Annotated in this window: 11 protein-coding genes; all 11 read left to right on the top strand. The window is 30.1% G+C overall.

Annotated elements, in window-relative coordinates; genetic code table 4:
* Nucleotides 1-88 precede the first annotated feature (88 nt).
* The 11 genes from TS70_RS04040 (at nucleotide 89) to TS70_RS04000 (ending at nucleotide 15514) form a co-directional block, all read left to right on the top strand.
* Entirely contained in the window at nucleotides 89-997 is a 909-nt protein-coding gene (locus tag TS70_RS04040; RefSeq protein WP_198049490.1) for a hypothetical protein, read from the top strand.
* Nucleotides 998-1089: 92 nt separating this feature from the next.
* A complete protein-coding gene (locus TS70_RS08520) occupies nucleotides 1090-3291 on the top strand; it encodes a lipoprotein (RefSeq protein ID WP_198049489.1) in 2202 nt (733 codons plus the stop codon).
* A 21-nt stretch (nucleotides 3292-3312) separates the two neighbouring features.
* Nucleotides 3313-7689 (top strand): ABC transporter permease, encoded by a 4377-nt coding sequence (locus tag TS70_RS04030; RefSeq protein ID WP_198049488.1) that lies wholly within the window; start codon nucleotides 3313-3315, stop codon nucleotides 7687-7689.
* 160 nt (nucleotides 7690-7849) lie between these two features.
* A complete protein-coding gene (locus TS70_RS04025) occupies nucleotides 7850-8053 on the top strand; it encodes a hypothetical protein (protein WP_040093823.1) in 204 nt (67 codons plus the stop codon).
* 14 nt (nucleotides 8054-8067) lie between these two features.
* The gene (locus TS70_RS04020) at nucleotides 8068-8904 is read left to right on the top strand and encodes a MurR/RpiR family transcriptional regulator (RefSeq protein WP_198049487.1); all 837 of its coding nucleotides are present in this window, start codon (nucleotides 8068-8070) and stop codon (nucleotides 8902-8904) included.
* Between the two features lie 127 nt (nucleotides 8905-9031).
* A complete protein-coding gene (locus TS70_RS07590) occupies nucleotides 9032-9556 on the top strand; it encodes a PTS transporter subunit EIIB (protein WP_241460189.1) in 525 nt (174 codons plus the stop codon).
* Between the two features lie 624 nt (nucleotides 9557-10180).
* Nucleotides 10181-10753, top strand: coding sequence for a hypothetical protein (locus tag TS70_RS07580; protein ID WP_232332441.1), 573 nt, complete (start codon nucleotides 10181-10183; stop codon nucleotides 10751-10753).
* 26 nt (nucleotides 10754-10779) lie between these two features.
* Nucleotides 10780-11685, top strand: a complete 906-nt coding sequence (gene murQ / locus TS70_RS04010) for an N-acetylmuramic acid 6-phosphate etherase (RefSeq protein ID WP_198049486.1) — start codon at nucleotides 10780-10782, stop codon at nucleotides 11683-11685.
* 62 nt (nucleotides 11686-11747) lie between these two features.
* On the top strand, nucleotides 11748-12539 hold the full coding sequence (locus TS70_RS04005) for a MupG family TIM beta-alpha barrel fold protein (RefSeq protein ID WP_227991193.1): 792 nt from the start codon (nucleotides 11748-11750) through the stop codon (nucleotides 12537-12539).
* Nucleotides 12540-12544: 5 nt separating this feature from the next.
* The gene (locus TS70_RS07575; protein ID WP_241460191.1) at nucleotides 12545-12787 is read left to right on the top strand and encodes a phospho-sugar glycosidase domain-containing protein; all 243 of its coding nucleotides are present in this window, start codon (nucleotides 12545-12547) and stop codon (nucleotides 12785-12787) included.
* Nucleotides 12788-12979: 192 nt separating this feature from the next.
* Nucleotides 12980-15514, top strand: coding sequence for a vitamin B12-dependent ribonucleotide reductase (locus TS70_RS04000; RefSeq protein WP_198049485.1), 2535 nt, complete (start codon nucleotides 12980-12982; stop codon nucleotides 15512-15514).
* Nucleotides 15515-15549: the final 35 nt, after the last annotated feature.

Here is a 15549-nt window from a genome sequence, read left to right as displayed (position 1 = left end):
CAAAGAGTACCACTTGTTTTTTTTTTTTTTTTGCTTTAATATATTCAATAAGCAACAACGGACTATTTAAAATTTGTGAGGAGAAAAAATGAATTTACAAAATGGAATGTCAAATTTTAATATCCCAAGCTCAATTCATTTTTTCTTTAATTTCTCATTGGAACGTGTTGCAATATTTTTTCTGGCAAGTATTATTTTATTTTATACAATCTTAAAAGTTGTTACTTATTTTTTTAGAATTTATGCAATTAAATTAAAATTAGGAGTACAAGCAACAAAATATTTTTTTAATGTAATCTTAATTGTTACTGAATTTATTATGACAATAATTTTACAAATGGTTTTTATAAAAATTTATGCTCTCGGTAATGATATTACTACTTATGCTGTGATTGAGACAGTGTTAGTTTTTCAATTTATGATTGGAATTATTATTTTAATGAACAAACAATTTTTAAATTATATTTTTAAATTAATGATGTTAATCTTTACTTCATTGTTATTTTCATTTTTAATGGGAAAACAATTATTGCTTTGACTTGATAAAATTCATAATCATCAAATCTTAGTTCTATGGTTAACATGAAGTATTTTAACTGGTTTTATTGTTGCAATTTTTTACTTATTTGATCTAAAAACAAAATTTGTACATGAGTTTGCTTTTCATTTGCTAATCTTTTTAATTACAATTAGTAATTTTGAAAGCCGACCAAATGATTTACGAGTTTTAAGACATTCGTTACTTTTAAAAATTTTATTAAAACTAATTAAAATTCTATGCTTACTAGATTTGTTTTTTTTGATGAAAACAGTCAAAAAAACAATGCAAAATTTATGAGAAATTACTGATAATAATGAAATCGAATTGGTTGAACTTTCATTATTATTAAATGCCCTTCATTTTTTTAATATTAGTCAAAAAAATGGTTTAGAAAGCTTACCAAATAAATTCTTAAAAAATGAAATTAATGGCTGAATGGGGTCGTTGCAAGAATAAAATAATGCTTAGATTAACTAATTCAATGGCTTATAAAAAACAATTTATTAACAAAGACAGCTTATCAATAAAAAAGAAAAGAGGGAACAAGAATGCGCAAGTTACTTAATATTTTGGCTGCTACAGTTTTAGTGACAACTCCAGCTATTACTGTTGTTAGTTGTAAAAACAAGGGAAAAGCACAAACGGGGGATAAATATAAAGATCCCGAAGTCGAAAAAATGCCAAATGGACCATTAAAATCAAAGATTTTACAAACAACATTATTTTCAAAAATGGCAATTGCTAATCGACATGAAAATTTAAATGGATATACACCATCAACTTTACAGATGTTAACACGATTGCCAGATTCATACAAAGATAAAGATGGCAATTTAGTTGATGTTGATTATTATCGTGGTCGTTATTTAAATCAAAAAGATGGAATGCCATTAAATAATATGGCATCAAATTATGATTATATGAATATCTTGAATAATGACTTATATAATACGGAAAATCAAACAAAAGCAAAGCTTCCAGGATATTCTGAAAATGATTTATTACCAGCAATGCCTAGTTTAGCAGCAAATAGTAATATGTTAAATTATTGATATGATGGGGGACCACTATCAAATTATTCAATTGCAAAAGAAATTTTAGCAACACAACAAGGCGATGCGCGGTTACATAAAACGATTAAGGATGCTTATAACAAAGCAATGTTTGAGTTACCACGAACAACTTACTTTTATGATTTAAATATGAATTATAATCCGTTGGCAACAAAAGACATTAAATTTGATACTACAACAAATTCAAATTTTGTTATTAATGGGAAAAAATTTGCGACAGGTAAATCATTTACCACAGCACAGAAATCAGAAGAACAAGATAAATTAATGGTAATTTTACAGTTAATTTTAATGACTGATATGTTTACGGACCGTTCACAATCAAAAACATATATTAATCAATTAAACAAATTTTTACCATTGTCAAAAGATGCGGATGGGACTTTTTTTGGAAGTATTTTAGGAGCTATTTATTTTCAAATTTTTGGTTCACCAACAATGCCAAATAATCCAAACGAAAAAAATCCAAATTATGAATTAGCAAAAAAAGGTGTTTCAGTAGCCTTAAGTAATTTAGGAGCAACAGGAAATGCAAAACAAGAAATTGAGGCAAAAATTAATAATTTCTTTGCCCAACAAGCACAAATTTTTAGTGATTTATTATTAACAAAACCAATGCAAGATGATTTAGATTTGACAAAACCAGAGGACCAATATAAAAATCGTGATGCAATGTGGAATGGAAAAACACCAAAATTATCAGTAACTGATTTATTATTTAAAAAAGATAGTTCATCAAAATCATTAGCCGAATTATTTATTGAATTTGGAAACGAAGTTAATGGTTGATATACAAAGGCAACAACAGAACAACAAGGGGAGGCCAATAATGCTATTGGAACATTTTTAAAAGTTGCAGGACAAGTTGTTACGCCAGGATTTAAAGTAGTCTTACAATCTATGGCTAAAATGATGATGTTACCAGCAAATGGTGATTTAGGAACTTTAACAATTAATGATATGAATCAGTTTGTTATTGCCTTATCACAAGGAATTTTAGATAATGCTGATTCATTAACAAAAGTTAGTCAAATTTCATGATCTGATCCAAATAACCAGGAACAAAATCAAACAGAAATTGCAAAATTATTAACTGGTAGTGCAGATCCAACCAAACCAGCAGCCGGTTCATTTATGGACGTAGCATTTACATGGTTTAATGATGGAACCAAACCAGTTCGCGCGTTATTAAATAAATTATATTTTGATCCTAATTCAGAAACACGGAAAGATTTATTAGCAATTAATAATGCCTTATATGATTATACGAATACGTTATTATTAGGAGAAAATTGATTTATTAATAATGGAAAGTTTTTAAACGAAAATAATATGCAGTATGACCTTGAATATAAAGGAATTGGTGATGCTGATGTGGCTACTAATCTAAACTTACATGAAAAATGATATGTGGCAAAAGATGGAATTAAAACATACCAAGATTTAAATAAAGCTTATTTAGATGCGTTAGGAAACTATGATTTAGATTGATTTGAAAAGTATGATGGTTTAGGAAATAATTATCAAAAAGTTAATTACAAATATACTATTACTTGGACAAATGTCAATCCTGGTGATGATAGTCATCAATACTGAGTAATTTCTAATACTCAATGATTTGCAAAAGATAGTAGCGGACAATGAAAACATTATTATGATGTTGTGCAAAATGATTAAGATAGTGGTGTAGGATTAAACATGAAAAAAACACTGTTGATGAAGCAAGGAATCTTAGGAATAATTAAGGCAAAAGGGCAATTTATTTCATTGCTCCTTTTAATTTTTATTTGTTCAATTATTACTTCTTGTTTATTTACGACGGTAACTAGTTTACAAGCAGCGAACCGTCAAATGGGATATGGTAGTTTTGATTATAACTATTCTTTTCACTATTCAGCAATGGAATTTGCAAATTCAAATATGCAAACAATTACACCAAGTTTTGCCTTTGATTCAGAATATGTTATTGTAGAAAACAATGATAATAAATTAACATATCCAAAAATTACAATTGGTACGGCCAATAGTGATGTTTTTTACGCTTTAACACAGCAAGATATTACGTTTGACAAAACATCTTCTGGAGCAATAACTGGGTTAGGGTTAGCTTTAAAAATTCGCCAATCAGCACCGAGTTATCAAAATACATTAATTGCAAAATTACGGGCAATGGGGCAAAATACATCAGCTGATCAGTATTTTGCTGATTTTAAAACAACGCAAATTTATAAAAACTTTTTAGGAATTATTATTGATTATATTAATAAACATTTTCTAGTAATAAATCCCACCGCAACAGAAGTAGAAATTAAAAATGCCATTGCTATGTTTACAAATGGGCAAGCAGATCAAAATCAAAAGGCAGTTAATCGTTGAGATTGAGAATTAAAAACAACAAATAATGATTTTTCTCATTTTGAGATGCCTGATATTGACGTCACATTAGGGAAAGACAATAAAACAATTAGCACTGTTAATATAAATACTTTGTTTGATAAAGGTTTACGTGGTAGTTTTGGAGTTGCAGCGCGTTATAAAATAACAGATAGTGGTGGGAATGAAGCAGAGCGAATTCAATATTTAGCGCAATCACCTTATCAATATATTGATAAATTAAACCAAACCGGAATTAATGAAGGACGAATGGTTATTGGTGATTTATTTAATAAGGTTACTTTTTTTGGCAATAATAGTGAACGAAGTTCGTTTATTAATTTTGTTCAAAGTTATTACAAAATGCTCGGAATTGTTAGTAATTTTGCAATTTCAATGCGTCAGGAAGTTACAACGTGAGATATTGTTAATAATTTAAAATACAAAGTAATTGGTTGACATGATTTATTAAAAGATGAGCAATTAAAAATTTTTAATAAGGTTTCTGAATGAGAAGGACCATCTCTTGTTGAATCAACCTTAAACAACTATTATGCTGTTGTTAGTCCTAATTATTTAAAATTTCAAAATAAATCCTTACGTGATGATATTAGGATTGGCCAACAAACTTTTACGGTTGGGGCAACGGGGGGAGACACATTAAACATTTATCCAACAATTTATGAAACTGATTTTATTCCTGATTTTAAAACAGATACTGTTGTTTATTTATCTTCATATTGCATGTGATTATTGTCAGAAGATAATAATAAAGGTTTAATTAGTTTAAAAGATAATTCACGTGTTTTTTTAAAAAGTTTAGCTGGACAACCAGCAGCTAATTTAGCACTTTTTAAAAAATATTATGCTAACAATCCTAATGAATTAGATACTTATGCACAAGCGTTACAAATAAATAATAATCAAAAAGCAACTGATCCTGCCATTGGTACTTTTGAAGCTAAAAATGAAACAAGTCAATTAACATGACGTTATAGTTTATTAGATAAAACAATTAATGTTTATATTTATATTGGATTATTTTTCATTATTATTTTTGCAATAACATTATTTGTTGTTTCATATATTATCATTAAAGAAATGATTAAACGAGAATCATCACAAATTGGGATGTTAAAAGCGGGTGGATATTATCTTCGTGAAATTACTTTATCTTATTGAAGTATTTTAATGCTTAGTGTTCTTATTGCTGTCCCGACCGGTTGGTTAGTTGGGATTACCCTCCAACTCTTTGTTGTAAAATTATTTAATTTATTCTTTATTATTAATTGAACCTTTACTTGAAACTGAATGATTCTGCTCTTTTTATTAGCCTTTTTTGTTGCTTTTCTATCGTTGATTACATTTGTTACTTGTTATTTTTCAATTAGTAAAACAGAAGTATTAAGTTTAATTTATCCAACACGGGAATTAAATGTTGATAATAAATTAGCACGTTCTGTTCGTAGTTTGGACTTCAAAACGTTTGTTGGTCGCTTCCGGATGGTGGTTTTATCAACTTCCTTAAAGCAAGCTTTTACTTATTTAGGCATCTTTGCTTTAGTAACTTTTACTTTAACAGTATCATTATTAGCCCCCGTTTATGCTAAAAACTTTAATACAAACTATTATAAAAATATTAAATATGGTAGTGAGGTTAAATATAGTAATGTTATTAGTAATAGTCCATTGTCATATTACAAAACATATCCGTGAAATGGAATTAATAATGTTCCAAACACCGGGGATCCAACTGATAAATATTTATATCCAATTGGGGGAATGACACCATTAGCAAATTATTATAGTATTGATGGTGGTAAAACAATTAAGTCACTAAAAACAGTAAACCAAGAACCAACAGTGGCAGGAATTTTAAAAGATATGTTGTCATATAACTTTGTTACTTTGTCAGGAACTAATTTATCATTAGGAATTTTTAATTATCTAAATGAATTAATAAAAAATTCACCGAGTGGCGATAGTGTGCGAGCTTTAATTTCTGAAATTTTATGTACTGTCTTACCAAAAGCCCTTGGGATTGGCGCGATTCCATATCCACCGTTTCCAGGCAAAGGTGATTATGTTGCTTTGTGAAATACTTGTTTTAGTAAAGCAACAAACGGGATTATTCCAGCTTCGGTAAAAGAGGATTGAAATAAGAATCCTGATCGTGCAAATCACTTTGCTTTAGGAATTGGAACAATGAGTTATAATAATGCAACTGATGATGTTTTCACTAGTTTTGATGCAGCATATAATGATAAAAACTTACTAGTTTATGGGATTAATGCTAATACAAAAATGCTACAATTATCAGCAGATGATCGTGCTGCTTTAGCGAATAATAATAATAATAATAATAATAATAATCAAGTTGTTAATGCAATTGCAAATGTGACAGCACTTCAGCAGTTAAACTTGTGGGTTGGGAAAGAAATTACTTTGACACCACAATTATCAACCTTACAATATAATGTTGGTCCAGAGCAGTGAACAGAGTTTAGTAATAATAATACCGCATTAGTTAAACAAAACTGGAAATATAACCTTAGTGGTAGTCCAGGGCCATGAAATCCAAATAATTACCAGAGTTTATATTCGTTAGATAAAAGTTATTTTACTTATAACACAAGTTCTAATACAAAATATTATGCTTCAGCAGATCCAAAGAGTGAATATTATAATTTAAATAATGTTGAATTATGAATTCCATCCAATTCAGCAATGGAACAAATTTGGACGAATAAAGTGATTACTTTAAATAATGGTCAACAACGGAAACTATTAGAGGTATCATCAGGATCTAATAAAATAGTACGAAAAGAAACTGTTAATAGTCAGGAATATTGAGTTATTAAACCATATGATTTTAACTTTGATGGTTCATATAGTGGCGACTTTGTTAATGGCATTCCAACAACGTGATATCAAGCAGCGATTGATAATAATTTTATCAAAGTTGTGCCATCATTGACAGTAATGCCAGTCAAAGTTAAAATTGTAAAAAGTATTGCCACTTATGATAATCCACGGTTATTTGTTAGTATGCAGAATGCAAATAAAATTAATTTCTTTCCAACAACAGAATTAAAGGACAATCTTAAGATAATGCAATGGTATAATGGTAAATATACTACGGAATTACAACCATCTGATCAAATTAATCGATATGCTTTATCTTCAACTAATGGTGATTTATCCTTAAATAACTTTACAAATTCTTATACATCTTCTGTCTTGTCGGCAGATTATGTTGGAATTAAAGCCCAAGTGATGAATCGCATTATTGTTATTGCGTTATCAATTGTTTTAATTTTCATTGTTATTATTGTTATAGTTTCAGTTATTACAATTTACTTTGCCATTGATTTATTTATTAAGAAATTTATTAAAATCATTGCGACAATGAAAGTTCAAGGTTATAGTAGATGAGAAATTAATAATTTAACATTAGGAATCTTTATTCCATTTGCTATTGTTGGTTGACTAATTGGTTATTTCATTACATGAGGACTAACTTGAACAATTACGCAAAAGGTTTTAATGTTCTTTAACTTCTATGTTCCAATTGGAACGGGGTTAATTACCTTATCAATTATTTTGGGAGGAATTATTATTTTATATATTTTCTCATATTTTGTTTCTATGAAAAAAATCAACCAATTAAATATTCAACAAATTGTAATGATGGAAAGTTAATTCAATTAAAAAAACTATGCTACTCGCATAGTTTTTGTTTTGATTGCTATTACTTATTAAAGGATAATTCATTGCAAAAAGTAGAAAATAAGGTATAGTTAAAAAAGAAGATATTATTTTAAATAAAATAATATAAGTTATCTTTTAATGAGGGTTTTAAATGTTTAATTTTACAACAAAACAAAAATGAGTGATTAATGGTAGTCTTTTAGGGTTAACTTTAGTGGCATTAATTGGGTTATTGCTTTATCTTTTAAAATTTTTAATTCCTGCGATTGTTTTACTATCAATTGCTGGAATTGGTTTTTTTGTGTTAATGATTGTTTGATTAGTGTTTGAAAGGTATAATAAGAAGAAAGGATAAGAAGAAAAATAATAATGACTGAAAATGAAGTAATCCGCAAAATTAAAGCAATTAGTATTGATAGTGATCAGCGCTTTTCTTTTCTTGCAAAATATATTTTACAAAATTTAATTATTGTTCCCGATATTACAATTAAGGAAATGGCTGAATATGCTTATACATCCGTTGCAACAATTAATCGTTTTACTAAATTTTTAGGTTTAGATGGCTATAAAGAATTAATTCACATTATTAAATATTTTAATCATAATCTTGCTGGTGAAGAAAGTATTATGGCGGGAGAAAGTAATAATGTTTTAATAGTTAATACTTATCATAATATTGTTCGTAGTTTACATGAAACCTTTCGATTAGGACTAAAACAAAAAGAGACTATTAACAAAGTAATAACACATTTAAAAACAGCTCATCGAATTGTTGTTTTTGCTGTTGGGGGAACTTATAATGTGGCGAAGGATTTTCAGGAAAAACTCCTTCGTGTTGGTTTTAACATTATTGCTGTGAATGATTTTCATAATGGTTATTTTTTAGCACAGCAATTAAATGCTGATGATTTAGCTTTTTTTGTTTCATATTCTGGTGAAACATTGGATTTAATTAAATTAGCAAAAATTTGTCAACAAAATAAAACACTAATTGTTGTTGTTTGTCGCCAGTCAAATAATACATTATCTAATTTAGCTAATTATGAACTTACAATTAGTAGTAATGAATCAATTGAACGTTTAATTTCAACAACAAGTCGTTTTGCCTTGTTATTTGGGTTAGATATGATTTATTTTTCATTATTAGCAACTGATTTAGAACATTATCGTCGTGTGTTAGAACAAACATTAGTGGCTAAATTTTAAAATTTACAAATTTTGAGATTAAATTACAGATAACGGGGGTTTTCTTGTAATTGTATTATTTTCTTTTATGATATATATGGGTATTAAGTATAAAACATATTTTTAATGAGAAAGAGGGAAAAACAAAATGGCCAAAGATCCGAAAAAGACAGCGAAAGATATTGTTGATATTGTCAAAGCAGAGAATGTTGTCTCATATACAAATTGTTTAACAAGATTACGACTTAATTTAAAACCGGGAGCAAATGTTGATTTAGAAAAACTAAAAACAACTCCTAATGTGATGGGAATCTTAACCCCGTCACCAACTGAATTACAAATTGTTTTAGGCCCAGGTTTTGTTGCAAATGTTACCCAAGCATTTGGAAAACTAGTTAATGCTAATAAAACAACTTATAACGACAATGATGGTTCTGATTCATTTGTAACAGCAGCCGAAGCAGCGCAAGCTGTTAAAGGCGAAATGAAAGCAAAACAAAATTGAGTCCAAACTTTTTTACTAAATTTTCAAAAATCTTTTCACCAATGATTATTGGGTTCATTGGAGCTGGGATTTTATCAGGAATTGCTGGAATTATGCAATCAGCATATGGGGGAACAATGGATACAAGTCATGCTCCCACTGCTGCAGTGTCATGATTTAAGGCATTAAGTTTAATTTTAGATATTTGAAAAAACGCCTTCATTATTATTGTTGGTTGAAGAACTTGTGAGGTATGAGGCGGTAGTGGTGTTTTGGGAGCGATGACAGCGGCAATTTACTCACCAGTATTTGTAAGTAGCGTGGTTCCAATGCTAGTTGTTGGGGATGCTAACCATGTTAATTATTTAGGAATTAACATTAGTAATCCATTAACAAACTGATTAACAGTTGGATTCCGTCCTGAACTAGTTAATGGTAAATTAGTGTTTAATAATCCATCAGGAAACATTTTAGGAGCATTACTAACAGCAACTGCAGCGTTGTGAATGGAACGTGGTGTTCGTAAGTTTATGCCGGGAGTTCTAGATACAATTGGAACACCAACCTTGGTCTTATTTGGCCTATTATTATTAAATATTTTCTTATTAATTCCAATTTCAGGATATTTATATCAAGCTGTGGCATGATTCTTTGCGCATTTGTATACTAATCCGTTTGGGGCGTTTGTGTTAGCAACGATATTCTTAATGGCGGTTGCCTTTGGTGTTCACCAGGGGTTTATTCCAATTTATGGAATTTTAATTAAGGAAACGGGGGGTTAATGGTTTATTCCCAATCTTAGGAATGGCTGGAATGGCCCAAGTTGGAGCTGGGATTGCTTTATGAATTATGGCAACAAAAGGAAGTTTATTACGTCGTCAAATTCAAGGGGCTTTAATTCCGGCAATCTTTGGAATTGGTGAACCAATGATTTATGGGGTAACTTTACCACGAATTCGTCCCTTTGTAACAGCATCAATTGGTGCTGGGTTTGGTGGATTCTTTATTGGTGTCGTTTATATGTGAGGAAATGTTACCTTTGGCTTAAATGCAATGTTTGGTCCATCAGGAATTTTAGCAGCCTTTATGATGACAACTAATACGGGAAATATTCCATTAGCGGTTGGAATTTATTTAGTGGGATCTGTTATTTCAATTGCCGCCGGATGACTTATTACAATGTTTGGTTATTCGCGAATTGTTAAAGCCGGTGGAAAAGATATGAAAGAGTTATATCGTAAAGACGGAAAATATAAACTATATCAAAAAATTTTATGAACATTAGCTTTTATTACTATTATTGGAATTTTTATTTACTGAATAGTGGCATATTATCAATTACCAAAAGAAGAACGTAGTAAAATGGCCCATGTTAAAGTTGAATAAGATTAATATGTAGGGGGAGAAATATTATGCAAAAAATTGATTTGTCAAAAATAGATATTGAGCAACGAAATCCAAATAGTATGGCACTTGATCAAGCTGATACAATGGGGGTTTTAACAATCATTAATAATGAAGATGCTAAGATTGCGGCAGCAGTGCAAGCACAATTACCAACAATCGCAAAAGTAATTGATTTAATTTTTACTCGTTTTAGCCAAGGCGGAAGGTTAATTTATATGGGTGCTGGAACATCAGGGCGTCTTGGGATTCTTGATGCTTCAGAAATGTTACCAACTTATGGTCTTAAACCAGATCAAATTATTGGAATTATTGCCGGTGGTGATGATGCAATTAGAACACCAGCGGAAGGCGCAGAAGATGACCGCGAGTTAGGTGTTGCTGATTTAAAAGCGTTAAATTTACAACCATTAGATACTGTTGTTGGGATTGGGGCATCAGGACGAACACCTTATGTTTTAGCTGGTTTAGAATACGCAAAAACAATTGGTGCTTTAGCGGTTGGTTTATGTATGACGAAAAACTCAGAAATGTTAGCGGTTGCAGATGAAGTTATTGCGATTGAAACAGGAGCAGAAGTTGTGACTGGTAGTACAAGAATGAAAGCAGGAACAGCAACAAAGTTAGTATGTAATATGATTTCAACCACTTTAATGGTTAAATGAGGAAAAGTATATCAGAACTTAATGGTTGATTTACTTGCTACAAATGAAAAGTTAAAAGTGCGAACAGCACGAATTGTCAAAGCCGTAACAAATGCTAGTGATGATGTTGTTGCCACAACGTTAACTGCAGCAAACTACGCATGTAAAAATGCTATTGTTATGATTTTAAAAAATGTTTCTTATGCAGAAAGTGAAACATTATTAGCCGAATATGATAATTTAGTAACAAAAGTAATTAATAGTAAGTAACAGATAACTTTTAACATCTTAATTTTTAAGATGTTTTTTATTTTTGAAGCGGAGGAGATAAAATGTTAGGAATCTCAATTTATACAAACCAAGGAATTACAATTGAAAAAAACAAAGAATATTTGCAAAAAGCATATCACGCTGGTTTTAAAACGGTTTTTTATAGTGGACATTATTTTGAAAAAGATCATAATGCAGCTGATTTAAAAATATTAATTAAATATGCTCGTGAATTAGGCTTATATACAATTTTAGATATTAGCAAAAATTATTTTAGTTATGACTTAATTAGTGCTTATGCTCCAGATGCATTACGATTAGACTTTGGGTTTTCAACATCAGAAATCCTTGATCTTATTGATAACTTAAAATGTGACATTCATTTAAATGGTAGTGATAACCAGTTAGGAGATTTATTAGAAATTATTAAAGCACGCGGAACAAAACGATTAGCGATTTCTTATAACTTTTATCCAAAGCCATATACTGGAATGGATATTAGTGAGTTTATTTTCCGAACAAAAACATTACAAGAATACGATCTGCTAATCTTCACTTTTCTTGCTTTGTTAGAACATCCCCGCGGGCCTTTATTTCAAGGATTACCAACAATTGAAAAATTTCGGAAAATTTCACCATATGTACAATTACAATGATATCGTCACTTTGGGATTGAAAATTGTATTATTAGTGATACAATGATTAGTGATTCTGACTTAAAGTTCTTAGTAGAAATTAATAACAGTCCAGAATTGACAATTAGATTAGACTATAATAATTTACCAGAGCAAATTACTGCCCTATTAAAAACAAGGTTTATCACATTCGAAATGATGCGAATAGCCACGTTTTAAGATTTGTGGAAAGCCGTGGGTTACATAACAATAATACAAATATTAAGACCTGGAATAATCAACAGTTAGTTGTTCCACGTTATAGTTTATTAATTGATAATTATTTGTATCAGCGTTATAATGGCGAGATTTATTTGACAAAAACAAAACTGTCACTTAATGAAAAAACAAATTTAATTACAAATTTGAAAAAGGAAGGAGTTTTAATTGATTTATTAGAATCTTCCAAAGCACTTAAGTTTATTTAAGATAGAAAGAGACAAAACAAGATATTGTTGGCGTCTTTTTTTTCCAAAAATAAAGATATTTTGTACCTATTTTTTAAAATTATGCTTAAATTATTATTAGGCTTTAAAAGATATTAATTTGTTAATAAAGTTTGGTATACTTATTTTATGTCTATGACAATAGGAATGGAATGAGTAAGGAGGAAAAACAAGATGTACTCAAAAGAATTAATTAATAGTTTAAATAAGGATATTAGAGAACATTTTCCCCATTTAAAAGAAATTGAAGAAAATTATAATATGGTTTTTGATGGGGTTTCAAGAATGGTAGTGCTTGATCGTTATGCACAAAAAGATAATGAGCTAAAAACATTAAAAGCAAATGATTTAGTATTAACAGTGATTAAAGATGATGGTTGATTTCCAACCCGGGGAATTGGAAATGTTGTTGCTGTTGATCGTAAGAATGACACTGTTGATATTCAAATTGAAGCTGATTATGCTCATAATATTGATCCTGATTTATTAATTAATAATTCAAATAATATAATTCGAAAAAACTTACATATGGTTGAAAAGCCATTAGAAATCTTTTACGAACAAATTGCCTGAAGGGTAGGGAATGCACTTAGTAAAAACGAACAAAAACATAATGTTTATCGTGACCAGTTCTTTAATGAATTAAAAGATTTAAATATTATTCCGGCTGGACGGGTATTATATGGTGCTGGAAGTAATAGCGATGTTACCTTTTTTAACTGTTTTGTAATGCCATTTATTAAAGATTCACGCGAAGGAATTTCAATCCATCGAAAAGAAGTAATGGAAATTATGTCACATGGAGGTGGGGTTGGAACAAATGGTTCATCATTACGTCCTCGTGGAACAGTAGCTAAAAGTGTTGGGGGTCGTTCATCAGGAGCAGTATCGTGATTAAATGATTTATCAACGTTGACCCATTTAGTTGAACAAGGAGGATCACGTCGTGGTGCGCAAATGATTATGATGGCTGATTGACACCCTGATGTAATTGAGTTTATCATTTCTAAAATGCAGAATCCAAAAATTTTACGTTGGTTAAAAGAAAACTCAAAGGATAAATTAATTCGTGATGAAGCAAGTCGAAAAATTAAATTTGTGCCATTATCAGAATTAGACCGTAATCTTTATGAATATGCTTTAAATAATGAAACTGAAATTGGTAATGATCGTGTTATTAATGAAGCACGAATTAAGTTAGAAGAGGGTGGCGCTTGGGAAGTTAATAACCCGTCATTTTTATCGGGAGCAAACATTTCAGTAACATTAACTCATAAATTTATGAAAGCAGTTGAAGATGATGCTGAATGAGAACTACAATTCCCTGACTTAGATAACTACACCAAAGCAGAAAAAGATTTTTATGATGAAAAATGAGCTGAAATTGGTGATATTAATGAATGACAAGCAATGGGCTATAAGGTTAAAACATATTATCGTATGCGTGCTCCTGATTTATGAGATTTAATTAATTTCTGTGCTAATTACTCAGCAGAACCAGGAATTTTCTTCTTGGATACTGCAAATGATATGACAAATGCGAAAGCTTATGGGATGAAAGTTGTTGCGACAAACCCTTGTGGTGAACAACCATTAGCCCCTTATTCGGTATGTAACTTAGCAGCAATTAACTTAGCTAATTTTGTTAATAAAGCAACAAAGGAAATCTTATATGATAAATTAAAAACAACTGTTCAAACTTGTGTTCGTATGCAAGATGATGTTATTGATGCAACACCGTATTTCTTAGAGGCGAATCAAAAACAAGCGCTCGGAGAACGAAGAGTTGGGTTAGGAGTAATGGGATTACATGACTTGTTAATTTTCCATGGTGTTCGTTATGGTAGCAAAGTAGGAAATGAAATTGTCGATAAGATTTTTGAATTAATTGCTACTGAAGCTTATTGAACATCAATTGCTTTAGCACAAGAAAAAGGATCATTTCCGTTCTTATCATCACGTGAAAGATTTATTGAAACGGGTTACATGAAAAAAATGCCAGAAGATATCCGTCAAGCCATTTTAAAACATGGAATTCGTAATTCACACTTATTAACAATTGCACCAACTGGTTCAACAGGAACAATGGTTGGGGTTTCAATTGGATTAGAACCATACTTTGGATTTAAGTTCTATCGTTCAGGACGATTAGGAAAAAACATTGAAGTTAATGCTAAAATTGTTGATGAATGGTTAAAATATAATCCTGAATATACGGCAGAAACATTACCAGATATTTTCGTTGCCGCCATGGATTTAGCACCTGAAGATCATGCTGATACACAATGTATTATTCAACGTTGAGTTGATTCATCAATTTCAAAAACTGTTAATGCTCCACGAGGATATTCGGTAAAAGATGTTGAAAAAATTTACACTCGGTTATATAAAGGTGGTGCTAAAGGGGGAACAGTTTATGTTGATGGTTCACGTGATTCACAAGTATTATCATTAACAACCGATAAAAATCACCCCGCATTAGAACAATTAAACTTAGATGATTTGGGGGTTGAAGTTGATAATCGGCCAAATAAAAAAGTAACCGAAAATGTTAAAACAGTTGGAAAATTACGGGGAATTAATCAGGACCGTAACATCGGAGCTGAAGTTGGCGATGTTTGTCCAATTTGTAAAGAAGGAACGATGATTGATGCGGGTGGCTGTGTTACATGTAATAACTGTAATGTTCAATTAAAATGTGGCTTATAATAATTAATAAGATTTAAAAAAGCAATGATCATTGC

Origin of the sequence: Spiroplasma sp. hyd1, assembly GCF_016082235.1 — a bacterium.
GTDB classification, from domain to species: Bacteria; Bacillota_I; Bacilli_A; order Mycoplasmatales; family Mycoplasmataceae; genus Spiroplasma; species Spiroplasma poulsonii.
The sequence above is the reverse complement of the archived record's forward strand: the minus strand, read 5'-3'. Positions and strand labels throughout refer to the sequence as shown.